General features: G+C 54.5%; 28 protein-coding genes and 2 pseudogenes. 16 read left to right on the forward strand and 14 right to left on the reverse strand.

Annotated elements, in window-relative coordinates; translation table 11 throughout:
- Positions 1 to 81: 81 nt before the first annotated feature.
- Positions 82 to 1011, forward strand: a complete 930-nt coding sequence (locus tag GS636_RS06315) for a LysR family transcriptional regulator (protein ID WP_171668832.1) — start codon at positions 82 to 84, stop codon at positions 1009 to 1011.
- A gap of 225 nt (positions 1012 to 1236) precedes the next feature.
- Here the strand turns inward: GS636_RS06315 and GS636_RS06320 are convergent, their stop codons facing one another.
- The 3 genes from GS636_RS06320 to GS636_RS06330 are packed head-to-tail and all read right to left on the reverse strand — an operon-like array spanning position 1237 to position 3610.
- Positions 1237 to 1929, reverse strand: a complete 693-nt coding sequence (locus GS636_RS06320) for an aspartate/glutamate racemase family protein (RefSeq protein ID WP_171668833.1) — start codon at positions 1927 to 1929, stop codon at positions 1237 to 1239.
- A 34-nt stretch (positions 1930 to 1963) separates the two neighbouring features.
- Positions 1964 to 2437 (reverse strand): RidA family protein, encoded by a 474-nt coding sequence (locus GS636_RS06325; RefSeq protein ID WP_171668834.1) that lies wholly within the window; start codon positions 2435 to 2437, stop codon positions 1964 to 1966.
- A 24-nt stretch (positions 2438 to 2461) separates the two neighbouring features.
- Positions 2462 to 3610 carry an aminotransferase class V-fold PLP-dependent enzyme gene (locus tag GS636_RS06330; protein ID WP_171668835.1) on the reverse strand — a complete coding sequence of 383 codons (1149 nt, stop codon included), beginning with the start codon at positions 3608 to 3610 and terminating at the stop codon, positions 2462 to 2464.
- A gap of 175 nt (positions 3611 to 3785) precedes the next feature.
- Between GS636_RS06330 and GS636_RS06335 the strand changes: the two genes are divergently transcribed.
- A complete protein-coding gene (locus GS636_RS06335; protein WP_171668836.1) occupies positions 3786 to 5147 on the forward strand; it encodes a PLP-dependent aminotransferase family protein in 1362 nt (453 codons plus the stop codon).
- Positions 5148 to 5274: 127 nt separating this feature from the next.
- Here GS636_RS06335 and GS636_RS06340 read toward each other — a convergent pair whose 3' ends face one another.
- The 4 genes from GS636_RS06340 to GS636_RS06355 form a co-directional block, all read right to left on the reverse strand.
- Positions 5275 to 7200 carry a DUF3604 domain-containing protein gene (locus GS636_RS06340; RefSeq protein ID WP_171185332.1) on the reverse strand — a complete coding sequence of 642 codons (1926 nt, stop codon included), beginning with the start codon at positions 7198 to 7200 and terminating at the stop codon, positions 5275 to 5277.
- Between the two features lie 527 nt (positions 7201 to 7727).
- Positions 7728 to 8597: a S9 family peptidase gene (locus GS636_RS06345; RefSeq protein ID WP_171668837.1), complete on the reverse strand. Its 870-nt coding sequence runs from the start codon at positions 8595 to 8597 to the stop codon at positions 7728 to 7730.
- Positions 8598 to 8608: 11 nt separating this feature from the next.
- Positions 8609 to 9139, reverse strand: coding sequence for a nuclear transport factor 2 family protein (locus GS636_RS06350; protein WP_171668838.1), 531 nt, complete (start codon positions 9137 to 9139; stop codon positions 8609 to 8611).
- 14 nt (positions 9140 to 9153) lie between these two features.
- The gene (locus GS636_RS06355; protein WP_216602838.1) at positions 9154 to 10152 is read right to left on the reverse strand and encodes a S9 family peptidase; all 999 of its coding nucleotides are present in this window, start codon (positions 10150 to 10152) and stop codon (positions 9154 to 9156) included.
- 98 nt (positions 10153 to 10250) lie between these two features.
- Between GS636_RS06355 and GS636_RS06360 the strand changes: the two genes are divergently transcribed.
- Positions 10251 to 10835, forward strand: a complete 585-nt coding sequence (locus GS636_RS06360; protein WP_171668839.1) for a TetR/AcrR family transcriptional regulator — start codon at positions 10251 to 10253, stop codon at positions 10833 to 10835.
- Positions 10836 to 10891: 56 nt separating this feature from the next.
- Here GS636_RS06360 and GS636_RS06365 read toward each other — a convergent pair whose 3' ends face one another.
- Positions 10892 to 11491: a GNAT family N-acetyltransferase gene (locus GS636_RS06365; protein ID WP_171668840.1), complete on the reverse strand. Its 600-nt coding sequence runs from the start codon at positions 11489 to 11491 to the stop codon at positions 10892 to 10894.
- Positions 11492 to 11549: 58 nt separating this feature from the next.
- A complete protein-coding gene (locus GS636_RS06370; RefSeq protein WP_171668841.1) occupies positions 11550 to 12230 on the reverse strand; it encodes a GntR family transcriptional regulator in 681 nt (226 codons plus the stop codon).
- Between the two features lie 322 nt (positions 12231 to 12552).
- Here GS636_RS06370 and GS636_RS06375 point away from each other — a divergent pair, with 322 nt between their 5' ends.
- From GS636_RS06375 to proC, 3 genes are all read left to right on the forward strand, one after another.
- Positions 12553 to 13542, forward strand: coding sequence for a TAXI family TRAP transporter solute-binding subunit (locus GS636_RS06375; RefSeq protein WP_171668842.1), 990 nt, complete (start codon positions 12553 to 12555; stop codon positions 13540 to 13542).
- Between the two features lie 69 nt (positions 13543 to 13611).
- The gene (locus GS636_RS06380) at positions 13612 to 14553 is read left to right on the forward strand and encodes a D-amino acid aminotransferase (protein WP_171668843.1); all 942 of its coding nucleotides are present in this window, start codon (positions 13612 to 13614) and stop codon (positions 14551 to 14553) included.
- A gap of 4 nt (positions 14554 to 14557) precedes the next feature.
- On the forward strand, positions 14558 to 15421 hold the full coding sequence (gene proC / locus GS636_RS06385; RefSeq protein ID WP_171668844.1) for a pyrroline-5-carboxylate reductase: 864 nt from the start codon (positions 14558 to 14560) through the stop codon (positions 15419 to 15421).
- On the opposite strand, the gene GS636_RS06390 is transcribed toward proC, so the two are convergent.
- On the reverse strand, positions 15356 to 15505 hold the full coding sequence (locus GS636_RS06390) for a DDE-type integrase/transposase/recombinase (RefSeq protein ID WP_171668845.1): 150 nt from the start codon (positions 15503 to 15505) through the stop codon (positions 15356 to 15358). The two genes, proC and GS636_RS06390, sit on opposite strands and share 66 nt — an antisense overlap.
- Before the next feature lie 81 nt (positions 15506 to 15586).
- Between GS636_RS06390 and GS636_RS06395 the strand changes: the two genes are divergently transcribed.
- Positions 15587 to 15703: a hypothetical protein gene (locus GS636_RS06395; RefSeq protein WP_253762660.1), complete on the forward strand. Its 117-nt coding sequence runs from the start codon at positions 15587 to 15589 to the stop codon at positions 15701 to 15703.
- A 29-nt stretch (positions 15704 to 15732) separates the two neighbouring features.
- Here GS636_RS06395 and GS636_RS06400 read toward each other — a convergent pair whose 3' ends face one another.
- Both GS636_RS06400 and GS636_RS06405 read right to left on the reverse strand, forming a co-directional pair.
- Entirely contained in the window at positions 15733 to 16236 is a 504-nt protein-coding gene (locus GS636_RS06400; protein WP_371808696.1) for a DDE-type integrase/transposase/recombinase, read from the reverse strand.
- Entirely contained in the window at positions 16160 to 16720 is a 561-nt protein-coding gene (locus GS636_RS06405; RefSeq protein ID WP_171668846.1) for a TetR/AcrR family transcriptional regulator, read from the reverse strand. Before GS636_RS06405 ends, GS636_RS06400 begins: the two co-directional genes overlap by 77 nt.
- Positions 16721 to 16822: 102 nt before the next feature.
- On the opposite strand from GS636_RS06405, the gene GS636_RS06410 reads away from it, so the two are divergent.
- The 6 genes and pseudogenes from GS636_RS06410 to GS636_RS06435 form a co-directional block, all read left to right on the forward strand.
- Entirely contained in the window at positions 16823 to 17722 is a 900-nt protein-coding gene (locus GS636_RS06410) for an alpha/beta hydrolase (RefSeq protein WP_171668847.1), read from the forward strand.
- A 28-nt stretch (positions 17723 to 17750) separates the two neighbouring features.
- Positions 17751 to 18278: a nuclear transport factor 2 family protein gene (locus GS636_RS06415; protein WP_171668848.1), complete on the forward strand. Its 528-nt coding sequence runs from the start codon at positions 17751 to 17753 to the stop codon at positions 18276 to 18278.
- Positions 18279 to 18316: 38 nt separating this feature from the next.
- Complete coding sequence (locus tag GS636_RS06420) at positions 18317 to 18814, forward strand: SRPBCC domain-containing protein (RefSeq protein WP_171668849.1); 498 nt, start codon at positions 18317 to 18319, stop codon at positions 18812 to 18814.
- 26 nt (positions 18815 to 18840) lie between these two features.
- Positions 18841 to 19749 (forward strand): alpha/beta hydrolase, encoded by a 909-nt coding sequence (locus tag GS636_RS06425; RefSeq protein WP_216602839.1) that lies wholly within the window; start codon positions 18841 to 18843, stop codon positions 19747 to 19749.
- Between the two features lie 102 nt (positions 19750 to 19851).
- Positions 19852 to 20934 carry an SDR family NAD(P)-dependent oxidoreductase gene (locus tag GS636_RS06430; protein ID WP_171668850.1) on the forward strand — a complete coding sequence of 361 codons (1083 nt, stop codon included), beginning with the start codon at positions 19852 to 19854 and terminating at the stop codon, positions 20932 to 20934.
- Positions 20935 to 21186: 252 nt separating this feature from the next.
- A pseudogene (locus GS636_RS06435) lies at positions 21187 to 21612 on the forward strand (molybdopterin cofactor-binding domain-containing protein); the annotation flags it as partial.
- Between the two features lie 127 nt (positions 21613 to 21739).
- Here GS636_RS06435 and GS636_RS22640 read toward each other — a convergent pair.
- Both GS636_RS22640 and GS636_RS06440 read right to left on the reverse strand, forming a co-directional pair.
- A pseudogene (locus tag GS636_RS22640) lies at positions 21740 to 22003 on the reverse strand (Arm DNA-binding domain-containing protein); the annotation flags it as partial.
- A gap of 270 nt (positions 22004 to 22273) precedes the next feature.
- Entirely contained in the window at positions 22274 to 23146 is an 873-nt protein-coding gene (locus GS636_RS06440; RefSeq protein ID WP_171185160.1) for a MurR/RpiR family transcriptional regulator, read from the reverse strand.
- A gap of 103 nt (positions 23147 to 23249) precedes the next feature.
- Here GS636_RS06440 and GS636_RS06445 point away from each other — a divergent pair, with 103 nt between their 5' ends.
- Genes GS636_RS06445 through GS636_RS06455 form a run of 3 tightly spaced genes read left to right on the forward strand, consistent with a single transcriptional unit; the run spans position 23250 to position 25895 of the window.
- Positions 23250 to 24035: an N-formylglutamate amidohydrolase gene (locus GS636_RS06445; protein ID WP_171185162.1), complete on the forward strand. Its 786-nt coding sequence runs from the start codon at positions 23250 to 23252 to the stop codon at positions 24033 to 24035.
- Between the two features lie 16 nt (positions 24036 to 24051).
- The gene (locus GS636_RS06450) at positions 24052 to 24570 is read left to right on the forward strand and encodes a TRAP transporter small permease subunit (protein WP_171185164.1); all 519 of its coding nucleotides are present in this window, start codon (positions 24052 to 24054) and stop codon (positions 24568 to 24570) included.
- Complete coding sequence (locus GS636_RS06455) at positions 24570 to 25895, forward strand: TRAP transporter large permease subunit (protein WP_171668852.1); 1326 nt, start codon at positions 24570 to 24572, stop codon at positions 25893 to 25895. Before GS636_RS06450 ends, GS636_RS06455 begins: the two co-directional genes overlap by 1 nt.
- Positions 25896 to 25898 lie beyond the last annotated feature (3 nt).

Here is a 25898-nt window from a genome sequence, read left to right on the forward strand (position 1 = left end):
TTTGCCACATCGTGGCTAAACTGGAAAATCCTGTTAAAGTATTTCTGTGATAGCTTTTGCGAATGAAAGAGCATGGCGAAAATGCAGGTTGATTTTCGGCTTAACCGTCAATTGTGGATGTTTTTGGCCGTTGCCGAAGAGGGACATTTCGGGCGTGCCGCCGAGCGGCTTGGAATGACGCAACCTCCTTTGTCTGAACATATCAAAACGCTTGAGGCTGCGCTTGGTGTGACTTTGTTCGACAGATCCAGACGCGGCACAAAACTCACGGCTGCGGGAGTGGCGCTTTTGCCAGCCGCGCGGAAATTCATGGATCAGGTTGCGGATCTGGAGCGCACAGTCAGAGAGGTTGCCGCTGGTCAAACCGGGATTCTGAATGTCGGGGCCATAACGTCGGCCATGACCGATATCATACCGCATTGGATGCGCAGCCTTCGCGAGGCCCTTCCGCATCTGACAGTTTCAATCCATGAAATCGACAGTGTCGAGGCTGCACCGGGTTTGCTCAGCGGCGCTTTAGACTTGGCATTCTATCGTTTGGATGGCGCACCGGGCGACGGTCTTAATGGGTTTCCGGTAACCTTCGACATGCTATGGGTCGCGATGCCTGCCGATCACCCTGACGCTGATGCGGAGCAAGTAACTTTGTCCGATCTCGCTGATAGCCCCCTTGTCATGTCGTCACGAAAGGTGAGCCCCGTCTATTTCGACAGTATCATATCGGCGTGCCGACAGCATGGGTTGAGCCCGAGGATACTGCACGAGGTGCGTTCGATTTCCTCGCAACTCGCGTATGTCAGTTGCGGACAGGGATTGGCACTTGTACCGGGGTCAATGAGGCGTTTGGCGCCTGAAAACGTTCGGGTCGTGCCGTTGGTTGAGGACATCTCAATCGTCACAACCGCGGTTGCCTGGCCCGCAAACAGGCACGCGCCCATGACAGATCAGGCTGTGGACGTGTTGCGGAATTTGATGTCGGAAGAATATCAGGCGTCGGAGCACGAAAGTTGAACGGTGAAATTGAAATGATTTGATAACGGTCTGGGCAAGGTAAGCCTCAAGCTTTCAAGAGCCGTTCTTTCAGGCAAATCTGACTCTCGTGTCGACGTCGCGAATAGCCCTACGCGCCGACATGAAAGTCGTCAATAGGATCACCGAGGGAGCCAAGATGCATGGCTGATGCCGTGCCGCTTCGTGATGGACATTCAAGCACGACCGGTTCCCGGCTTGCATTGCTCAAGGAACCAGCGCCCGATCAAGCGCGGTTTGGCAGTGAAGCAAAGTTGTATCGAAGACTGGAACTGTGACGTTGCTTTGGTTCAGCAGCATCCCTACCTCGGTGCATCCAAGGATCAGAGAGTCCGCTCCTGCCTTCACCAGCCGTGACGCGATCTCAACGTAGGCCACCCGACTGGTTTCGGTCGTGATATCTTTGCAAAGCTCGTCATAGATGATCCGGTGCGTCTCAGCGCGGTCATCATCGTTTGGGACAAGCGGTTCCAACCCAGACGCTCTCAGACGATCCGTGTAAAACGCTTGCTCCATGGTGAACGCTGTGGCCATCAGTCCAGGGCGTTGAAGTCCAGCACACTGAATTGCTACTGCTGTGGCATCAGCAATATGGATCAAAGGAATGCCGACATCTTCCATCATTTGATCGGCCAGCTTGTGCATGGTGTTTGTGGCCAGGATCAGAAGGTCCGAACCACCTCGCTCCAGAGCGAGGGCCTCCCGGTTTAGGATGTCACCGGCCTCACGCCAAGACCCCTTGGCCTGGAGCACTTCGATCTCCGCGAAATCCAACGACCTGATCAACAATTGAGGGGAATGCAGTCCGCCCAGTCTTTCGCGGGTGAGATCACAAAGCTCACGATAGTAGAGTTGCGTCGATGCCGCCGACATGCCGCCCAAAATGCCAATCGTTTTCATCGTCGTTCTTCCCCTGTCGCTTGGATTTCTAATCTCAGGAAGCTGGGTTGACCTCAAACACAGCCTCAACTTCGACTGGTGCGTTGAAAGGTAGGCTGGACACCCCAACGGCGGAACGGGAGTGTCGGCCAATTTCTCCAAGCACCTCAACGATCAGGTCCGAGGCCCCGTTGGCAACCTTTGGGTGCTCTTCGAAGTCGGGAGTTGCAGCGACAAAGACCGTAAGCTTTCGGCAAGAGACGATCCGGTCCATGTCTCCGCCCAATGCGGCTGATACCTGGGCGAGGACATTGATCGCACAGGTGCGGGCAGATTGATAAGCGTCCTCTACAGATATGGAATTGCCAAGTGTTCCCCGATCCGCCAACGTCCCATCTACGAATGCAATTTGTCCAGACACATGGAGAGTGCCGTCCGGGCTCATGTGAATTGGAACATAGTTGGCCACAGCGGCTACAGCGTCGGGCAGTTGAATGCCAAGGTCTTTCAAACGTTGGTTAGTGGACATGGGATATCGAGCAGATGCTCGCCTCTAATGGAATACGGATTTCAGGGTTTCGGATAGTCGGTCGAGGTCATCTTCGTTGACATGCAAGTATGGGGCGAACCGCAAGGAGCTGCCGCGACGGCTGAGATAGACATTGCGCTCGGCCAAGCTGGGGAGGAGCGTCTCTGGAATGCCGCCTTCGAGCCCCGCTCCGAGGATGTTAGGGCTCCGGACCTCTTTAGGTACTGGCACAAAGCCGAACGGCTCCAGGATCGCCGCGATGCTGTCATTGATGGCTTCAAGGGTCTCAGCGATGTTGGCCACACCCCAATCAGCAATCTGCTCCAATGCCACAACGCCACCGGGCAGGATCGAGGGGATGTTCTTTTGCCCCATCTCGAACCGGCGGGCCCCGACTTGGTATTGGTCGTTGTACTGAACGAGGTTCTCAAACACTTCGGCATCGGCCCGGCTGAGCCATGTCTCTTCCAAAGGCCGTGCATCGTGCCACTCGGGATCGGCGTAGAAGAGGCTGAGGCCATAGGGGCAAAGCAACCATTTGTATCCGGCGGAGATTAGGAAGTCCGGCTTCAGTGAAGCGATGTCGATTGGTTTGGCCCCTAACGACTGCGTGACCTCAAGGATGAAGTAAGACCCCACTGAACGGGCCGCTTCAGCGATCTTGTCGAGGTCAAGCAGAGCGCCATTGGTCCAATGGCAGTTGGGAATGGCAACCAGCTTGGTCCTGGGCGTGATGCGGTCCAGGACGGCTTGGGTCCATCCGAGGTCCTCTGGCGTCGGCACGACGACAAACTCGGCTCCGGTTTCTTGACCCAGGCGCTGCCACGGTAGGTAATTGGATGGGAATGCCTCGTCCAAAACGATGATCTCGTCCTGATCGGTCAGATGCTCTTCCAAGATACGAGCCGCCGTTGACGACCCATAGCTGGCCGACGGTGTAACAGCGAAATTGTCGGCGCTGACGCCAAACGCTCTGGACGCGGCAGTCCGGAAAGCCTCAGCGTCTTCGAAGAAGTTGTTGGGCTTGCGTTCCCAGGGGCGACATTTGGAAAGGGCGCCCTCAACCAGAGCCTCTCCAGCCTTCTTCAGCAGGGGCGCATTATACGAACAGTTGAAATACGCCAAGTCTGACGGGATATCGAACAGGTGCCTTTGTGACGGGATCGTCGCCATCTCTCGTCGCCTCTATGGATCAATAATATAGAACAAATATCTGATTGTATCACATCGAAGGGTCAATAATTTCATTGTATATAAGACAATGATTTTCCCTTCATATCTGAAGCGTCCTTGCGAAACCTTAGCTATGCAATACAATCTCTACATTGTTCAAAAAGCGGTTCGCCCAATGCGTGCAAAGTACAAAGACGTAGCTGCCGACCTTGCCCGAGATATCCGCAGCGGGACGCTGAAGCCGGGTGACCGCTTGCCAACACACAGGGAACTTGCGCACCGACACGGGCTGTCTTTGGGCACCGCAACGAAGGTGTTCTCCGAGATGGAAGCAATGGGCCTTACAATTGGCGAAGTCGGACGTGGAACCTTCGTCCGCATGAATGCTGACGCCCGCGCGATGGAGTTTTCCTACGAGACCCCGGGTGAAGCGGTGGTGGACTTCAGCAAGAACCACCTGGTTCTGCCCGAGCAGGATGGCATCTTCCAAAATGCGATTGCAAAAGTACTGGCCGATCCTGGCTGTGATGTACTCGATTACCGGAACAATCCGGGGTCCGAGTATGACCGTCTAACGGCTTGGAGATGGCTGAACGAAGATCGCAACATACCAATCGACAGCCATGAGGCGATCACCATTTGCAGCGGCGGGCAGCACGCCTTGATGTTGGCATTGATGGCAAGCTGCCGTCCGGGGCAAGTCGTAGCCGTTGAGCGCCTGACCTATCCGATGGTGCGTTTGGCTTGTGAGATGCTCCGCTTGGACGTTGTAGAAGTGGACGCCGACGATGAAGGAATAATCCCTGAAAGCTTTGATCGGATTTGTCGAAAGCACGATGTCTCAGCACTTTTCAGTATCCCCAACGTACAAAACCCGACTTCGACCACGCTGCCGATAGAACGCCGTTCAGAAATCGTGAGAATCGCCAAGACGAATGATGTCATGGTTATCGAAGACGACGCCTATGGCTTCCTGCTCGAACAGCCGCCAACGTCATTCGCTGAACTTGCCCCAGATCGTACGCTCTACATCCGAACACTCTCCAAGAGTTGGGCTCCTGGCCTGCGGGTGTGCTTCCTCGTTTCGCCAGACAGCTATAAAGATGCCGTGGACCGTGCCCAACGCGCTTCCGTCTGGATGAACGCACCACTTATGGCTTCGGTTGCGTCTGAGATCATTGCATCCGGTCAATACAAGGCGGTCGTGCATGCCAAGCGCAAAGAGGTTTTCAAACGCCAAGCGATTGTCCGTCGTGTTCTTGATGGCATGGAGGTCGTAACAGGACCGCAAAGCATGCATGTACTGCTACCTCTCCCGTCCAACGCTCGGCAAGACTGGGTGGTAGAAGCGCTTGCAGAGGCAAATGTGCTAGTGTCCCCCGCTTCTCTGTTTGCAGCAAAAGGCGAACGCTCCGGACTGCAAAATGGGCTTAGGCTGTGTATCGGCGCGCCTCGGGATCGAGCGACCACGGAAAGCGCACTGATAACTCTTCGAACAGTGGTACAGGCTTCACAGAACAAACGGGCTTGGCGTTGAGCTGACATTGCGTCTTGGACTCGAAAGGGGGGAATGTCCGCTAAGCGGACATTCATGCAAGCCGTAGCGAATGGCTGTTTCGAGCCCAAAGCGGTCAGTCAAAAAAGCAAGAATGACGGGCATTCTACTAAGTATTTGGTGAATACCAGATCGGCGACGTATATGCGCGCTCTTGTCCGATCAATGTCGCTTCTTCGGGAATGTCAGCGCCTAGACGCACTTTGTCGTAAACGACCCAGCGCGGCGTCGGGATTTCAATGACGCGAGCGTAGTAAAACGCGTGCTCGGACGAATCAAAATCTGGGTCTGTCCAGACCGTTCCTAGCTCTGAAGCGCCGATGGTGTTGATATAGTTTGCTGCTTCCAGATCGACCGTATTACCTACAGCCGGCAGTTTACCGTTAGCGTCCAGTTCACGTTCATCCGACCATGCCACATCATAGACTTTTTCGGACAAGTTCCCGTCGCTGTCCATCCAGCCTTTAATGATCTGGATGCGATCAAGATTGGCTCCGATGGGATCGCGCAATGCATAGACCATGAAGGTTGGCGCATCGGACGTTGCCGGGCGCAGATCACCACCCATAGGAACACCCTTTTCGTATCCAACAAAGGCTGGAGCGCGAGACCTCATGTCATCCTCGTCGAACTCCCATCCACCAAAGAACCGCACGGCCATGCGCGGACCTGTTGTGGCATAAACCTCACGGCGCACCATGGCATCCCACAGACTGGTCCGCGTGTTCTCTTCGGCCCAGACACCTGTGTAGCCTGACGCCACCAATGACCAACCTGGGAAAACGCCATTTTCTGTTTCGGTGAACGGATGCGACGCGCGGGTCAACGATGGCTCGGCATTTGTCGCTTTACCAAAGTAATTGTCGCTGTCAGCCGTTGCCAGCGATGTATGGCTGTCCGTCGCCCCGGACAAGCCAAATTTGTATGGGTTTACGCCCGTGCGCGCCTCGATGGCGAACCCCTGCTTAAATGCCTCACGCGCATATTCGCCTGCAAGCATATCTGGCGTCTTAGCTTCAGTTAGATCGAGGTTGCCCGCATCCCATGTTTCGTAATTCGCAAACTCGTCATCGGGACTAAGTGCGGGGTGCGCCTCGCCGTCTCCCTTGATCTGGGTGATTTCGTAGAGCGGTTCCCATCTCATCCGCGCCATTGCATAGGCTTCGTCCACGGGTTCGCCATTGTAACGTGTTTCAGATGGGAACATGATGCCGTTTGACAGGTTTCCGTTGTGCGCGAGTGCAAAAGCTTGTCCACCCGTATCGGCCTCATAGGCCTGCAACCATTTGTACAAGTCCATCGGGTCTGTAGAGCCGATGGGCGTCTGCGTGGTCATAGGTTGGACTTGTTTGACCCTGTCTGCATTGTCACGAAAAATGATATTGCGGTGCATGTTGTTGCCCCGGATCAGCGATGTCCACTCAAAGCCGTGGAAAGCCGTGAAGTCTCCCGGATCGTTGAACGATTCCACAGTAGCGATCATGTCTTCCCAGACAGAGGCATAGATGGGCGATCCGGGAGAATAATCTGCGATCAAGTCCGGATCCATGTTCCCTTGAGAGAACGTAGTGATCAGGTCCAGAGCTGCTGCAGCAGACGCCTCACCGCCTTCTTGCAGACCTTTTGCCCAGCGGGAGCCCTGTTCTGATTCCATAATGTTGGGAGAACCTTTAGCCAGATCGGTGATCATGCCCATTCCATCCGAGTGTTCCGTTGTCACGATCCAGTCTAGCGGTCGCGCCAGCCTAACAGGCTGCCCTGTGGCCGAGACGACCTCTTCGCCGCGCGCAAACCGAAGCATTGTGTCAAGATCGGTCGTGTTCCCGAAAAGACCTGCATCCATTGAAAGACCGGTGTGAATATGAGTGTCGCCCCAAAATACGCGCGATGGAAAGCTGCGTTGAGCATTGGGTGAATAGGCTTTGCCGGGGTAAAGGTCTTGAAGGGACTGTTCAGAGGGTAAGAACTGCGCGTTGGCTGCGCTCGAAACTACAAATATGGAAGAGAACAAAGCGGAATTTAGGAACCTGAGCATAATAAACCTCCCAAGACTTGCTGAAATCAAAACGCGTTTCTTCACGAAAGCCGCACATTCAGACCTGATGATAATACGTCATTATTACCATGTCTTCGAAATTCCGCGTTGTCCGCACAGCGGTCATTGGCACAAAGCGCAGCGAATGCCTGCTTTCCGCCCGAACTCGCGGATCCGGAAACCAAACCGCCGGGGCCAGATCGGAGTCAGAGATTTATTCGAGAACTGTTGAAGTATGAAGACGGTAGTAAACTACTGTTCCAAAAAAGCTATTCTATCTCATAGACTGCATGATCTTCCGCGGTCCCGCGTGGACCGGCAAATTGTGCGCGGATTGCCTCCATTCGATGGAGTAGATCAGCCAGTTTGCGCGCAACAGCGACGACAGCGCGGCGGCGGCACATTCCAGACCTGTTTCGGCGAGGCCACGAAGAACGTTTCAACATGGAAAGTCTTGCGTGTCAGGACGCCTGCGATCGCCACAATAGCAAGCACAGGCAATCCCCATTTCAGGATGGTCCACAGCATCACATAAACCTATCAAACCATCCCATCAGGTCTTCGGGATGGGTGCCGACATAGTCGTAGGCCGCAAACCGGCTTTTCTCGAGATCAAGCAGTTTCAGCTCTTTTTCGACAGTAAGGGCGTCGCAATAGTCTTTGACCATGCCCATCTTCGTCCAAGGGTCATTGCTGTTCTGTACCACCAGCGTCGGTACGTTAATCTTGTAAGCCTCTTCGACAAAGTTGGGGGCGCCTATGTCGAACCCCAAGCGCCGTTCGCTGACTTTTTCGCCCGCCCGCGTCATGAAACCGGGCATCCCAAGCGCCTCAACAAAGCAAGTGTAAAGCAGTGGTTGAACGGCAACGATTGCCTTGATGTTTGCCCGTTTGCTTAACCCATTGTCGCGACCGTAGGCATAGGTGGTTGAAGCGGCACCCATGCAGATACTCAAAAGTCCGATGGAAGCATCCGGGAAACGCTCAGTCGCAAAGTCCACTGCGGCGATCACATCCTTGGCTTCCTCGGGTCCCCAACTTACCCAAGGGACGGGTCCAAGATCGCTTTCGCCGTGCCCCCGCATATCATACATCAGCACGGAGTACCCCTTATCCACCAGGTACTTGGCTTGCCGTAGGAATTGAATGTCTTGCTTCCAGGGCGTGATTGGACCGTGCCCTTTGGGCGTCCAGCCACCTCGGTTGCACTGCACCCCGAAGTGCGTTTGCACAATGACTTTGTCGCTACCGCCCTTGATCAACCAGCCGCGCAGAGTGACCCCATCCTCGGCCTTGAACTCGACGTTTTCACAGTCCAGCCCGTGTGCCTCAGGGCTATCGAACAACGGAGACTGGCCTGGCTTGACCATCATGTTAGAGATCATGGTACCAAACATTTCTTTGGTCCTTATTCTGGGATTGGGTCGACTATTTTGGGGTTCAGGCTGATGAAGCGTGGCAACCCCTCGCGGTGAGAAAACCGGCACGTTCCATCTACGAACTCGAAGCTGGAGCGGTACTCGGCAACGCCTCTGACGCCAAACTCGTGGGTTATATCTTCGCCGATCGGATGGATGATGAACTGCACATAGCTGGTACCCTTTGCAGTTGTATCCGAAGTTGGGATGATCCTCTGATTGGACAGCATGTGCAAAAACCGGAACGAGTCGCGTCCTTGCTTGTAGCGGGCCGCGATTTCTTCATGGCCCTGGTGTTCCACAAGTTGCATTTGCATGTTGGCCAGCTTCAGAGTGGCGTCCTCAGTGAACAATTGCGCGAACTTGGCTGCGGTAACATTCAGATCCTGATCCGGATGGTCGAGATACCACGCATAATCGTTAGCCGTCTGCGTGCATGCAACGACCATGTCCGCCTGAGATGCCGCGCTGGATGTGCTTGTCAGTGCCAGTGCGGCGAGGCCAAAGAGAAACTGTTTCATGGCTTATTCACCCTTTACATGTGTGCGTCGTACCAAGCGATCATTTCCGCCGGGTTTTGGCTGAAGTAGCGATAGCCCTCGTAGCGAACCGGCGTGCCTTCGATCCAATGCAGTTTCTTGTCGCGGTTCGGTAGTTTGGCATAAATGCCCTCGGCGTCTGACGGCTTGGTTGTCGCGTCGTCTTTCACCTGCACCAGCATCGTCGGACATTTCACTTTGTCGGCGCGGGCAATGGCATTGGAGTCTGTGTGGCGAAAGCTTGAGTAATAACTGTAGCGCTCGTTGAAGCGTTTCACCGCATTTTCGACCCCATTGTCGATTAGTGCTCGTTCGATGAACGGTGCGGCGGATAGCGGTTGCACTCCAATCATGCAAACGATGTCCTCAAACTCCTCGGGGTGTTTTTCCATCGCTAGGAAGGTGGAATTGCAGCCCATGCACTGGCTATGCAGAGCAATCCTTGCGTCAGGCATCTTTTCCCGAGCGAAGCGGACAGATCCGATCACGTCGCGCCACTCGATCGCTCCGACGCCGGTGATGTTACCGGCCCCGTCGGCCGAGTGCCCATGTCCCCGCAGGTCATAGGCCAGGACGTTGTAGCCTGCATCGTGGAGCGCCTTGTAGGCTTCGAGAAAGTTCACTTCGAAACCGCCCTGCGAGGTCCACGGCTCTAGATGGCCGGGGTATCCATATCGGTTGGCCCCGATGAAGTGGTTCACGATCACCAGTTTGTTGCTACCCTCGGCCGGAATAAACCACCCGTCCAGCATGACACCGTCTATTGCCGGGAAGAAGGCATCTTCGTAGGCCATACCGTAGTCCGAAGGCCGCTTCAAAATTGGCGTGCGAAACGAATAGCTGACCCCTTTCGCGATCTGGTCGATCAGCGTGTCTTCTTGAGCCTTGTCCATTGTTTTCCCTTTCAATGTCGCCGCCGAGGTCGCCCAAGGCAGAATGCTTGCGACCACGGCCGTCGCGCTGGTTGTCAGGAATTGCCTTCTCGTCTGTTTCATTGGCAAACCTTGCTTTACAAATGTATCATTGTTGTCGAGTTGTATTTTACATCAAGACACCTCTTGTCAAGTGGTAAGGTTGGATTTATTTGATCCACATGAACGAGATCACGACCAAACCGTTGTCAGAAACCGAAGAAAAAACGATCGCAGCGGCGATCCGCTGCTTTGTCCGCTTCGGTGCACGTAAGACGTCCATGAATGACATTGCGGCCGAAGCCGGAGTGTCGCGCCAAACGCTGTATGATCTCTTTGGTGGCAAGGATGAGATGATCCGGGCGTCGATCCGAAGCATCACCGATCAAAACTTGGCGCTGGTCGGGCAGCGGTTGGCGGAATGTGCCACTTTGTCGGAGAAGCTCGACGCCTACTTCGAAGAGACGGTGATCAAGAGTTTTGAGATGTTGCAGAACGCAGGGGATGCAGAAGACCTGATCACTGGTCATAACGCAGCCGGCAAAGACGAAATCGCACGGTCACATGACCGTCACGAAGCGCTGATTGCAGAAATCTTGGAGCCCTATGCTGACGCAATGGAACAACATGGACTATCCGTCCCAGAGCAAGCCCATTTCTTTGTCACTGTGGTGATGGGGCTAAAATATGGCGCCCGGGACAGGTCGGACCTTGAAAGCCTCATAGCTGTTCTAAAAACAAACTGCCTTCTCTCCGTGGAGCACTGAGCAGCGATCAAACATCCATAAAGAAGCTCCGCTTCCGCGTTGACACTCTACGGCTTTCAGGAGGCTGGCTGTTCCAGTCGCCAGGTTAGGTTCGCTTTTACGGTTGGCCACTCCGATTGGATGATCGAATAAACCGCTGTATCTCGAACGGTTCCGTTTGCCATGATCATATTGGACCTCAATACACCATCGAGTTTCGCCCCCAGACGTTCAATCGCGCGGCGACTTTGCGTGTTTATGAAATGGCTTCTGAATTCGACACAGATGCTTTCGAGCTCTTCAAACGCGTGCTGTAGAAGCAACAGCTTGCACTCTGTGTTCAATGGAGTCCTTTGAACCGATTTTCGATACCAAGTCGATCCGATTTCAAGGCGGCGATTTGAGGCGCTGATGTTCATATAGGTGGTCATGCCAACTGCATGACCCGTTGACTTCTGGATAACCGCGAATGGAAACATTGTACCCGCTTCGCGCAAGCTCAGGCGGCGCTCGATCTCTTCCGGTACACCCTCTGGTGTTGGAACCATTGTATACCAGAGACGATGCAGATCCCCATCGGCGGCGGCCCGGGTGAGGTCATCACTGTGCTTTCTTTCAAGCGGTTCAACTGCAACATGTTGCCCATCAAGTGAAAAGGGCTCGATCCAAGCGTTCATTTTTGCCTAACCTGTTCGCGACTGGAGCCAATTTGAGAAGCGCAAGCGCAGATGCGACCTATGCAGCATTTCGCTCATTCAGAAACTTCATTGTGTTTTTCAAGCCTTGCCGCATGTGATCTTCGAGGTGAGCGAGCATGTCATCCAAACTCTCACCATTGGCGAGCTCAATGTATTTGTCATGGGATTCCCGAAGTGGCCCGCCCCGCCCATGCGCCTTCTGATGCATGGCAAAGTAAAACTGGAGGTTGGGTTTCAGGCGCTCCCAGCTTTGGAGCAGAAGGGTGTGTCCCGAAAGTTCATAGCACCACGAGTGGAGGTGCATTTCTGCCATGATCGCGCCGTAGGGATCATTATCCGAGATGCAATCGCATAGCCTATCGTTGCGCATTTGCAGGTCGGCGAGGCTAATCAGGTCGCGTTTGTCCCAGCAGAACTGAAACGCCATCTTCTCGAGCCCTGTTCGGAACGAATAGATTTCGTCCAGATCAATAGGATCCAGTGTGCGAAGGAAGGTTCCGCGGAACGGGATGTAAACAAGAAGGCCGATCTCGCTCAATTGAACCATCGCTTCGCGCAATGTGGCACGGCTGACATCCAGCTGAGCAGCAACCTGAGTTTCAAGCAGTTTTGCCCCAGGCTCCAGATCCCCGGTCAAGATAAGCTTCTGGAGTCGCTCCAGCGTTCTGTCTTTCAATGTGTCGCCGGATTTTTCCGATGAGGATGCTTGCTTTGTCATTTCGATCCTGTTGATGGAACACCCATTGGATGGAAGGCGAGATTACGTTGTTAGGCCAAGATAGCCAGAAAAATGATTGCAGCTGAACTTCCAATTTCGGTCCAATGGTCGACTGCTGCAGACCAGTCTCAAGGTAGCCGGTCACTTCAGGATTGTCGACAATATATTAAATTGTCGACAATCTTGAAATCCTGCTGTACCGTTATGACAGGTGGGGATTCGAAAAGCTCCGAACCTTGGCTGCGATTGCCCACTCCATCGGCAAGAAATGATCACCCGGTCCGGAACCGGGATGACGCAACAGGTGAAAAGGGAGTTATTCATGTTGTCGAACGACATCCTCAAAAAGAGACTACATACTGGGCTTGCAGCGTTTGGCGCGGCCGCGCTGCTGGCTGGTGCACCGGCGAAAGCGGAAGAGTTTTTGACTATCGGCACTGGCGGTGTAACCGGAATCTACTACGCCGTAGGCGGTGGCATCTGTCGTCTGGTCAATCAGAAACGCAAGGAACATGGCATTCGATGCTCGGTCGAAAGTACGGGCGGTTCAGTTTACAACCTGCGCACCATGCGCGAGGGCGAGCTGGAAATGGGTATTGTTCAGTCCGACTGGCAGTTCCACGCTCTGAACGGGACCAGCCTTTTCGAAGAGGATGGCCCGGATGGTGAACTCCGCAGTCTTTTCTCGCTGCACCCTGATACGGTCATCATCGCCGCACGCAAAGACACCGGCATTGAGTCTCTGGACGACCTGGGCGGTCGGACCATCAATTTGGGTAATCCTGGTTCCGGAACGCGTGGCACAGCTGAAGTCCTCGTAGACGCGATGGGCTGGGACATGGATCACTTTGGTTTGGTGACCGAGCTCAAGTCGGCCGAACAATCGGCAGCGCTATGCGACAACACCATCGAGGCCTTTCTGATGGTTGCTGGCAATCCAGTTGCCAATGTGCTGGAAGCAGCCACAACGTGCGACATCAACATCATTCCTGTCGAAGGTGATGCCGTTCAGGCGCTGGTCGAAAGCAAGCCCTACTACGGAAATGTGACCATCCCGGGCGGTCTGTATCGCGGTGTGGATGGTGACGTTCCATCCTTTGGCCTTCCGTCCACATTCGTGACATCCTCGAATGTACCGGAAGAAACCGTCTATGTGATGGTGAAGGCAGTCTTTGACAACTTTGATGCCTTCAAATCGTTCCACCCGGCCTTCGCCAACCTCAAGAAAGAGGAAATGGTGGTGAACGGGTTGTCCGCACCAATGCATCCGGGCGCCGAGCGTTATTTCCGCGAAGCCGGATTGATCAATTAAATGCAAAGCAGAGGCGGTGGTCGCCGCCTCTGCGCCTCTTCAACGCAACGCCTACGCGAGAGTCATGACATGAGCGAGCAAACTCTAAGCCATTCCACACATGATGCGCAGGAAGACGCGCGCAATCGAGACATCAAGATCTTTCTTAACGGCAAGATCGTCCCGCGCAGCGAAGCGATGGTGTCTGTATACGACTCCGGTTTCATGCTGGGCGATGGAATGTGGGAGGGGTTGCGCCTCTACAACGGTACTTGGGCGTTTTTTGACGAACACATGGATCGGTTCTTCAACAGCTGCAAAGCCGTCTCCATTGACGTTGGCATGACGAAGGACGAAGTCCTGCAAGCACTGAATGACACGGCCAAAGCCAATGGCATGACAACGGACGCGCATTGCCGGTTCATGGTGACTCGCGGGCCAAAGGACAAGCCGTTTCAGCACCCGGGATTGTCTCGATCTGGGCCCACGGTGGTTGCGATTGTGGAACACTCGAAGCCAGTGGACAGCCTGATGAGCCAGGGTATTCGCCTGGCCACTGTGCCCCAGGTGCGCGGTCTGCCGATGAGTCAGGACGCCAAGTACAACAGTCATTCAAAGCTGAACTGCGTCATCGCATGTTTGCAGGCGGAACAGGCTGGCGCTGATGAAGCCCTGATGCTGGACCCACATGGATTTGTGAACACGACGAATGCGTGCAATTTCTTCATCGTTCGCCGTGGTGAAGTTTGGACCTCTACTGGTGACTACTGCATGAACGGGGTGACCCGTCAGAAGGTCATAGACCTGTGCCGAGCAAACGACATCCCGGTATTCGAGAAGAACTATTCGCTTTATGAAGCATACGGAGCTGACGAAGCCTTTCTGACGGGCACTTTCGGAGCGCAAACGCCCGTTGCGTCCATAGATGGAAAACAGATCGGGGAGCATGAAGGTGCTGGTCCGATAACCCGCCGATTGCGCGAGCTCTACAAAGAACTTGTGCAACGAAGCACCCTTAAGGTTGCGAGCTGATTGTATGGAACAGGTCGTGGGCCCAGAAGGTCAGAGCCGATTAGAGGTCGGTGATCGTGGCTTGTTGCTATTGGGATGCGGCAAGATGGGCTCCGCATTGTTGAACGGCTGGCTCAATGCCGGGTTGGAGCCCGAACAGATCATCGTCCTGGACCCGCGTCCATCAGACTGGCTGCAGCGCCTTACGCGGCGTGGCCTGCGACTAAACCAACAACCAAAAGAGCCGCCTGCTGTTGCGGTAATTGCGACAAAGCCCCAGGTCATGACCTCTGCTTTGTCGGATCTGAATTCATTAGGGTCCGGGCAAACTCTTTTCGTATCGGTCGCCGCTGGCACTTTGATTTCGACCTATGAAGCGTTGCTGGGTTCGCAGACGCCAATTGTGCGCACAATGCCAAACACACCTGCATCGGTCGGTTCTGGCATCACCGCGCTTGTCGGCAATGTCTGCACGAAAGCCAGTCATATGGAACTTGCAATACAACTGATGCAGGCAGTTGGAGAGACCGTGATCCTCGATGATGAGGAAATGCTTCATGCCGTGACAGCCATTTCTGGAAGCGGCCCGGCCTATGTGTTCGCGATGACAGAAGCGTTGACAGAAGCAGGAAGAGAATTGGGTTTGGCACCAGAAGTTGCAGCAAAATTGGCAAGTGGAATGATCTCTGGGAGTGGCGATCTTCTGCGATCCAGTCCGCTTTCTCCCGCCGACCTTCGAAAGGAGGTTACGTCCCCAAATGGAACAACTGAAGCCGGCCTGCAGGAGTTAATGTCACTTGATAAAGGGGTGTTCCCGCTCCTTCTAAGGACTGCGCAGGCTGCTCATAGTCGCAGTGTTGAGCTGTCTCAAAGCAAAGAAGCGACGTGATGTCCAAAACGTTTCGCCATGTTTGTTGACAGCTCGATGGAAACAAACCCAGGCACCTTTAATTTTAACGTAAGTTTCGTCCATTCTCCGAGAACGATCGCATGACGCTTTTTGACGACGCGTTACTTCTGCAATGGCACTAGAGTAAAGATCCGTGTCCGGGACATGTCCGACTTCAACAAACTCCACGGCCGACAGCTCATCGCCCTACCGGGTGTGCGCCAGACAAGGACCTTTTTCGTCATGAAAGAAGTAAAGGACAGTGCTCCCCTGCCTTTCTAAAGATGTGACGCGGAAAACTGTGAAATCGGTCAAAGCTGACGCGCGAATTTGGCCACCCGGTTCAAGTTTATTAAACTAGCAACTGCCAGCATCAGAACCATGAAAACGCTGATGGTCCAACTAAGGTGGACCAAAGCGAAACGCTTTGGTCGCATGCACCTCTTGATGAAACGGTGGTCCTGTTCGACGCTATTGTTCAGGTACCTCCGCTTCACCATCTCTATTGGTATCCGGCACCCAAGGCTCTTCAGCATTTTGTTGACGGCCTTTAGGCCTTCGGTGTTAGCAACGCCTTTGTCGATGACGGTTTTTCTCGGAAGGCCATTGACCTCCAGCATCCTGACGAAGAGTATTTTGACTACAGGCTTGTTTCGACGCCTTAGTGGCACGAAATCAAGCGTCTCGCCGTTTTCGTCAAATAAGCCCAACGTGTGCTTCATCAGCCAAACGCGCGTTTTAAGGTCCTGCAGCCAATAAACAAAGTTGACGGATCGTATGAAGTTGCCGGAGCAGGTGCTTTCGATCCCGTGCATAGCCTTTGGCGGCGCGAGCGGACTGCTGGACAAACTCGGCCAAAACCTCTGGTGGGATTCCAGATGCGTTCAACGCGTCGGCATAGGGTGCAAGAATCTCTACGATCACCGCCTGAAATCGCCGCGCGGTGATTTCCAACTCTGCCTTTGCGGCCTCATTCACGCCGTCGATGACGTCCTGAGCATTGGGAGAGGCGCGCACCATGTCGAATCCGGCCACAACCATCTTCTCCAGGATCAGGTCGATTCGTGGCCCCAGCCCCTCGGTTTTGGCCAGACCCGCCTCGATTTCGGCGATGGCGTTGTCCGTATAGGCGTGGATATGGGTGCGCAGGATGTCGTCCTTGCTGCGGAACGCTTTGTAGAGCGTTTGCCGGGAAATTCCAGCCTCCTCAGCCACATCACTCATGCTGGCGCGTTTGACGCCGAAGCGGGAGAATACCCGCTCGGCGGCGGCAAGGATATTTTTTTCTCTCTCGTTCATGGGTGACATATTGACAACAAGGGACATAGTGTCAATATTTACACTTATACAACAATTGTCACCTCGTCACGGCAGGGGTGCCCCGCCAAAAGGAAGACGACGATGTTCTCGAGATTTTTCGCAAATCTGGTTACCAAGACCCGCGCACCCCTGTTCGACACCCCTGCAAACTGGGGTCTTGCCTATGAAGATGTGGAATTCAAAACCGCCGATGGCGTGACCCTTCGCGGTTGGCTGGTCAATCCCGGACAGGACAAGGTAATCATCCAAAGCCACTTTGGTCTGTTTTCCAGTCGCGCGGGCTATACCAACGAGGGCAAACCCATCGGCATGCGCGCCTGGCCGACCGATATTCCCTTCCTCAAACACATCCAGAAATTCGCTGAAGAAGGGTACACTACGCTGGCCTATGACCTACGCAACTGTGGGGACAGCGACAAGGACAGTTTGGGGTTTTCCAGCGACGGGCAAGCCGAATACCAGGATGTTCTGGCGGCAGTTAGCTTCATCACCTCGCATCCCGACTACAAGGATGCCCCGATTGGAATGTTGAACATCTGCATGGGATCAAGCTCTATGACGCTGGCCCACGGGGTCGAAGGCGGGTTGGAACAGGTGGACAACATCAAGGCCCATGTGGTGGTTCAGCCGCTAAACAGCGGCATGTGGCTGGAACAGATGAGGGTTCCCGGGTTCATGATCCGCGGCGCGGTGAAATACAACATGCGCAGGGGTGGCGTCGACTTCACCAAAAAGCCGATTGTTAAAGCACATCTGATCAACAAGCCCACCATTGTTATTCAGAACAAGAACGATCCATTTGCGGACATGGACTATGTGCAGTCCTACTACAACACGCTGAAGGTCGAAAAAGAGATGGTCTGGACCGACAAGGGCAAGACCCGGATCGACGGCTACGCCGACCTGACCGAACGGCCTGAAAAGGTCATCGAGTGGTTTGGCAAATACGTGCACGCTGATCAGCCCGCGACACCCGCCTGACCCCGCCCGCATATTCAGGAGAAACCAAATGAAACGGACCCTCATCTCTGCAGCCCTTGCGCTGACCAGCACCACCGCTTTTGCCGAGACCACCGACATGATCGTTGCTTGCCAGCAGACGGGCTATGACTATGCTTGGTATCTGGATCACCCCGATGAAGACCAAGGCAAGACCGCTGCCAGATTTGCTGATCTCTTCACCGAAGACGCGACCTGGACGGTGAGCGGGATGGATCTGAAGCTGGCGACCCATACCGGCCCCAAGGAAATCGCCGCGCGGTATCTGCAAGGGCGCGACCAATTCCGCTTCATGCACCTGATCGCCAATCACCGCGTAACTTCGATCTCCGACACCACCGCCACCGGCACCAGCTATGTGGAGTTCTACATCCATCCGATCGGCGCCGATATGACCCATGAGTTCGGAGTTACGGGCGTGGCCGAATACCGCGACAGCTATGAATACAAGGATGGTGTGTGCCGCATCACCGCCCGCGAAGGGGTGCCGCGCTTTATCAGCCTGGAAAACAAGATTCACGATCCGGTCCCCGAATGAACCCGACCCAGGCCAGACCAGGCATTTGAGGACAAGACATGATCCTGACCATCCTGAAATGGGCCGTGCCAGTGATCCTCATGATCCTGTTGGCGGCAGCCGCGTTGACCAAGAAGACCTTCCATGTAGAAACCGTCATCCCGGTTTCGCCCGCGGCGGTCTGGGCGGTGCTGATCGATACGCAAAGCTATCCCGAATGGAATCCGGTCTTTGTTGCCGTCGAGGGCGAGCTGCGATCCGGTGCCACGGTCAAGAACTTGGTTCGTTTTCCGGATGGTTCGACCGTCGACATGTCCGCAACGATCAAGGGGTTCGAAGAGGGCCGAGAGCTGCGCCAATACGGCGGTACATGGGGCCTGATGACCTTTGACCACCAGTGGCTGTTGGAACCGGTGGAGGGCGGCACCCGTGTCATCCAGCACGAGGTGGACCGTGGACTGATCCTCTGGACCTGGAACTCGGACTGGATCGAGCCCGCCTATCAATCCGTCTTGGATGCCCTTGCCAAACGCGTTGCGGAAACGCAGGACGGTTGACCCTTTTTCCCTGAAAGGAAAACTCGATGACCCAAGAGATGAGCGAACAATCCAAACAAGCCATGCAGATGATGCTCCACACGATGGGCGAGGCTTCGCGAACGCCTTTGATGAAACGGCCGAGCGACTATGGTTTGGACTATGAGGACGTGTTCTTCCCTGCCATGGATGGCACCGTAATCGAGGCCTGGTTTATCCCGGCCGAGAGCGACAAAATCATCGTTTTCAACCACTTAAAGGGTGCCAACCGCTATGGGTTCCCCGGCCATTTGGAACCGTGGATATCCCAAGGCCCTGGCTTCGAGGTCGACTTCAACCCGCTTTACAAGGCGCTGCACGAGGCGGGCTATAACGTCCTGACCTATGATCTGCGCGGCAATGGGTTAAGCGCGCCGGGGCCCTATCCGCTGATCGGATCGGGGCTGATCGAGTATCGCGACGCCATCGGCGCGATGCGCTATGTCCGCACGCGTGAAGACACCAAAGACATGAAGATCGCGATCTATACCCAGTGCTTTGGCGCCAACTCGACCTTCAACGCGATCGAGAAACACCCTGAAGAGTTCGAAGACGTTGTTTGCATGATGGCGCTGCAGCCGCTTTCATCCTGTGCCTTCATTGACGGCGGCGTGACCGCGGCGGGTATTCCGGCAGAGGTCTGGGAAGCGGAATACGAAAAGCTCACCAGCTTGCGCACCAGCGACATCGACATGCCCAAATGCGCCAAGGCGATCACCTTCCCAACCTTTGTGGTCCAGGTGCATGATGATTTCGTGACCAAGCCGTATGACATCCAGGCGGTCTATGACGCGATCCCAGTTGAGGACAAAAAGCTCTTCTGGATCGAGGGCACCAACATCCGCACCGAATGCTACCGCTACTTCCCGAACGATCCCACCATGGTGATCGAATGGTTCGACGGGCAAATGAAATAACCACCACAAACGACGGCAAATTCCGGCGGGAAGGGTTATTCTGCCCGTCGGAGGCAGATGTCTGCAACAATGGCCGTTGCACTTGCGAAATAGGAGGCTTTGATGCCTATCGAGACAAAGCATTTTGACGGTTGGCTGAACGAAGTTCCCAATGCGCCGGACGCCGTCATGGCGATCACCGGGGCAACCTCCGGTGTTGGCTATTGGGCGTCGGTCTTTGCAATCCGAAAGAACGTAAAAGCCTTGCTGCTTCTGAACAGGGTATCTCCCAGGGTTCAGGACGCCTTCGCGAAGCTGGAAGAGGAAAAGCGCGCCTGCGGCAGCCAAACCGAGATTCATACCATCGCCTGTGATCTGAAGGATGTGGGTTCGGTGAAACAAGCCGCCGAACGGGTCAATGCGCTATGCAAAGACCTTGGCGGTTTGAACGTTCTGGCCAACAATGCCGGGTTTGGTCCTGTGGCAGACACGCGTTCAAGCGCCGGATACGACATCCAGATGCAGGTGAATTTCTTCTCACACTACCTGCTGACCAAATGCGTTTTCCCATCTTTCGATCTTGCACTAAAAAATGGGCAAGAGGTTCGGATTTGCCAGCAGTCCTCCGGCATCCGCTATCAATCATCCAAGCTATTTCTCGAGGAGAAGTACTTTGCACAGTCTGCCGCGGGTACACTTGGTGGCAGCGGTGTGAACGGCAGCATGGAACGCTATCGCCAGAGCAAGATTGCCTGCGTCGCCTTTGCTTTGAAACTCAGCCAGATGCTTGACGTAAAAGGTTACGATACCACCAAAATCAAGAGCGTCTGTGCGGAACCCGGATTTGCCGAGACCAATCTCGTGTCCAACTCAGTCGCAGGGAACACGTTCTTCATTGGTCAGCTGTCCAAGGTTGTTATCCGGGTCATGGCCCTGTTGATGAAGCGCCAATCAGCTGCGGATGGTGCTCTGCCTTTAGCCCATGCCTGCCTCGCCGAGGATGTTTCTAGCGGTGATTTCTTCATGCCACGAGATGAAAACGTGGGGACGCCGATAAAATCGCTTTCTAACGGAAGGTTGGATCACGGTAACCCAGAGCACGAAAAATACGGACTGGATGCGGCAAGTCAGCACCTTTGCTGGAAGAAGTCCGAACAAGCGTTTGGTTCATTTTTTGAGTTTGCTCAGCGAGAAGCCGCGATTTGATACCCGACCGTCTTGCTGGCCAAAATGCGGCCTGCCGCAGGCGTCAATGCAAGATAGTCTGGTCGACCGAGTCACATTGGAGGGGAACAACTTCAATCACGCTGGTCCTTGCTTAGAACAAGAAGCAAAACTGCATCGATCCGCAAAAATAACGCTTTCAGAAGAACTAGGAAACCCGCGTCAAGAAAAAGGAAACGACCAAATGTCACTGCTCAGTTTTAAAGTAAACGGAAAGGCGAAGAGCCTGGACAACCTTTCCACGGCTCTACCTCTGCGGCGGTGGCGCGGATCGAGCTGGCGAAAGATGGCAAGTTGAAGGTTCTGCAGATAGATATCGGCGTTGACGTCGGCACGATCCTCAATCCCGACGCGGTGCGCAGCCAGATCCAGGGCGGCACGCTCTTTGGTCTCAACATGGCTCTGAACGAGGAAGTTGAGATCCAAAATGGGCGGGTCATATCGGACAATTTCGATACCTACCCAATCCTGCGAATGGAGGACATCCCAACCAATATCCGCGTGCATCTCGACGCCACCTCGGACCATGAGCGCATGGGTGCCATCGGTGAAACTCCTGTCGGCCCCATCGCTCCAGCAATCGCAAACGCGATCCGCCAAGTCACAGGGCGGCGCATCAGATCAATGCCGTTTCGAAACGAGGATCTGAGCTGGGGCTGAATCGTTGTAGATATCGCTCCGGGTCCTTCTTACGTCCTTTTACTTTCCACGGGGGGCGCTGAGCACGGCATTCGACAGTTTTTCTTGGAGCGCATGGGACACCCGTTGCAAGTCGCTTCTCAACTCGTATCTGGACTTTTTTCCCGGCACCCCTGCCCCATTCCAAGGCAAATCCCAGAGCGGTTTGCCGGGCGACGTCCGCCGAAATGAGTGGATAGCGCCCAATTAAAACCCGTCGGGTTTGCCCTCCAACATCTTTCTGGAAGTACCAGGTTTTGGACTCCTTACCTACGAAGAGAACGAGGCCCTTGATCTCGCTGTCCCAGTGCTTGGCAGTACCGCTATTTGTCTGCAGAACCTTGCGTGCGAACGTCTCTGTGAGCTTAGGCATTTTGTCAGCTTTTTGTCGGTATCAATTAGAAAACTCCGGCAATCATGGGAATATGAAAGAAACAATAAAGTCAACAAAATGAACGGTCTGGTATGAATTTGAAAGAAAAGGAAAACTGTATCATTTGCTTGGAAGGCAGGGGCTTTACCATTAAGCTATACCCGCAAATGGTTTGCGTTGGTTAAGTCATGCACAGGTGCGCGTCAAGCAGGAAGTGGCAAATTTTGTGCCACCGTTTTTGCACCAAAGCGCTTAATCAGATTCGATCGTTCAATCCTGATTGCGGAATAGCCGGGTTGACGAAAAAAACTGCTCCAGTTCCTCGATCCGTTCCTTACTTTCCTCCCACCGGGCCTCTTGCACTTCTGCAATCAAAGTTTCTGAAATCAGCTGCAGCGCTATCGTCGAATCCCAACTTGAAGGGGCCTCGACCAACGCGTGGAAGGTGTAATTTGCGGTCTTTCCGATGGGTGAACCCCATTGGTCGGTAAACAGCACAACTGTTACGCCCCGGCTCGAGGCAACCTGGGCCAGCTTTTCCAGATGCGCCTCGTATCGCCGAATGTCGAAGATCACCAGGACCGAGGACGCGTCCATGTCCAAAAGGTACTGCGGCCAAACATTGGCTGAATTGCCCAGCATGGTCACGTTGGGACGGATGATTTGCATGTGATTGAACAGATAATCCGCGTTGGATCGGGTGATGCGGCCACCCACCACATAAAGATGCCGGTCCGTTTCAGCCAATAACTGGGCGACAGTGTCAAACATCTCTTTGTCCAGACGCTCCAGCGTGTGGCGCATGTTTGTCCAGACGGCCTGCGCAAAGCGCGTTGTCGGGTGTTCGGCATCGTCATCGACAACCCAGGCATCTCGTTTCGAGATCGGTTTCTTGATCTGCGCTGCCACTTCTTCGCGCAGGGCATCCTGCAGGTCCGGAAACCCATCGAACCCAAGCTTGCGGGCCATACGGATAACGGTCGGGGTCGAGACCTGCGCAGCAGCTGCCAGCTTGGTGATCGATTGCAGCCCTGCCATCGGATAATCCTGCAACAGGATAGACGCCAACTGGCGCTCTGATCGGGTCAGGTCGTCCAGTTCATCCTGAATCCGCTGTTTGACAAGTTTCACAACGGTGGCCATCGGCACCCTCGTTTCTTATGTTTGTTACAGAATATTCTCACCTGTAATTTTGTCTACAGTAATTTTCTTGACAGTTGGGAAACTGCTGTAACAAATGCTACCTATGCATCACGATTCCGAGTCATCCTTATTACAAACCGTCGAGGCACCGGCTGCACGTCTGCTCAATGCACGCGGCAGCGCCAATGCGGTTTTGGTGTGCGAACACGCCAGTCGCTTTATTCCCGCCGCTTTGCACGGCCTGGGTTTGGATGAGGAGGCGGCCCGGTCCCATGCTGCATGGGATATTGGCGCAATGGAGCTTTCGGTTGAGTTGATGGGTGCGCTGGACGCGCCATTGGTCCATTCTCGGGTCAGTCGCCTTGTCTATGATTGCAACCGCCCGCCGGAACGTGAAGACGCCATGCCGCAACTCAGCGAAGTGTTTTCAGTACCCGGAAACACGAATCTGACGGCGGCACAGCGCACCCAGCGCGTGCGGGATGTGTATGACCCATTCCGACACCTTTTGTCGTCCACCTTGAACGCAAGAAACGAGCCGCCCGTGGTCATCACGATCCACAGCTTCACCCCGATCTACAAGGGACAGACGCGCTCGGTTGAGCTGGGTATATTGCATGACAAAGACGACCGCGCGGCCCGGATCATGTTGCAACAGGCGCAAGGCACCGGGCTGAAGGTCGCGCTGAACGAACCCTACTCAGCCTCTGACGGCGTCACGCATACGTTGCAGGAACACGCGATCAAACGCGGGTTGCCCAATGTCATGATCGAGGTGCGCAATGACCTGATCGACACTCCTGCGGGTGTGAACCGAATGGCAGGGCAGCTCGCGCCGATCCTGCAATCCGTCATTTCTGCCTTTTCGAACACCGAGGCCACAGCATGACAGAGACAGTATCTCAATGAAATTCATGCGGAGATATGTGGCGGTCATTGATCGCGCGAACCGCTGGATCGGGCGTGTGGTCATGTATGGCATCTTCGTCATGATGGGCATTCTGCTCTGGTCCTCGATCTCGAAGACGTTCTTTTTGCCTTCTCTGTGGACCCTTGAAATGGCCCAATTTGCGATGGTGGCCTATTATGTGCTCGGCGGCCCCTATTCCATTCAGATGGGTTCAAATGTTCGCATGGACCTGCTGTACAGTGAATGGTCGAATCGTCGGCGGGCCTGGACCGATGCGATCACGGTGTTCTTCCTGATCGTCTATCTGGGTGTGATGATCTATGGCGGCTACGACTCGCTGAGTTATTCGCTGCAATATGGCGAGCGCAGTCCCACCGCGTGGCGTCCTTACCTGTGGCCAATCAAGGTGATCATGGTTGTTGGGCTGTTCCTGATGTTACTTCAGGCCATCTCGGAACTCTTCAAAGATATACTACGCCTCAAGGGCGATGACATCCCGCGCGAGGTGATCTGATGTCATACGAGATGATCGCCATCCTGATGTTTTCGACCATGATGCTGATGTTGCTGACGGGGCAGCGCGTTTTTGGAGCCATCGGCTTTGTCGCCGTTATGGCAGCGCTGTTTCTTTGGGGGGACCGTGGCGGGTACGACATTGGCTTTTCCGCCGCCATGAAGCTGATGAAATGGTACCCGCTGCTGACGCTGCCGATGTTCATCTTCATGGGCTATGTGCTGGCCGAATCCAAAATCGCAGACGACTTGTACAAGATGTTCCACGTCTGGATGGGCGGGCTGAACGGCGGTCTGGCCATTGGCACAATTGGTCTGATGGTTCTGATCTCGGCCATGAACGGTCTAAGCGTTGCAGGTATGGCCATCGGCGCAACGATTGCGCTGCCTGAATTGCTGAAACGTGGGTACGACAAGAAGATGGTGACGGGGGTGATACAAGCCGGATCGTCTCTGGGCATCCTTGTGCCGCCCTCGGTGGTCTTGGTTCTTTACGCAATGATCGCCCGTCAACCGGTTGGTCAGCTTTGGCTGGCGGGGCTTCTGCCCGGGCTGATGATGGCTGCGATGTTCATCCTTTACATCGTGATCCGCTGCCGGATTAACCCAGCTTTGGGTCCTGCTTTATCAGCGGAAGAACGTGATGCTCCCATGGCAGAGAAACTGCGTCTCTTGCGTGCCGGTCTGCTGCCGTTGGGTATTTTTGCCGCGATGATGGTGCCATTTGTGAACGGCTGGACCTCGCTGGTTGAAAGCTCGGCCATCGGCGCTTTGACGGCGTTTGTCGCTGCGGTGCTGAAGGGCCGGATGACCCGCGAGGTTTTCGAAACCTCGGTGCGGTCAACACTGGGCATCACCTGTATGTTCATGTGGATCATCCTTGCAGCACTGGCCTTTGGCGCTGTGTTCGATGGGCTGGGCGCTGTGCGCGCGATCGAGAATCTGTTTACCGAACGTCTGGGCCTGAACCCCTGGGTGATCCTGATCTTCATGCAGCTCAGCTTTATCCTGATGGGTACGTTCCTGGACGACACCGCCATGCTGGTCATCGTTGCCCCCCTATACGTGCCGCTGGTGGGGGCATTGGGTTTCGACCTGATCTGGTATGGCGTGCTGTACACGATCACGACCCAGATCGCGTATATGACACCGCCCTTCGGCTATAATCTGTTCTTGATGCGCGCGATGGCGCCACCGGAGATTTCACTGCGTGACATTTACGGGTCGATCCTGCCCTTCGTGATGGTGATGACGCTTGCACTGGCCATTATCATGACCTTCCCGCAGATCGCGCTGTGGTTGCCAGAATACGTTTACAACAAATGATCC

The sequence above is a fragment of the Ruegeria sp. HKCCD4884 genome (assembly GCF_013110855.1).
In the GTDB taxonomy this organism is placed as follows: Bacteria; Pseudomonadota; Alphaproteobacteria; order Rhodobacterales; family Rhodobacteraceae; genus Ruegeria.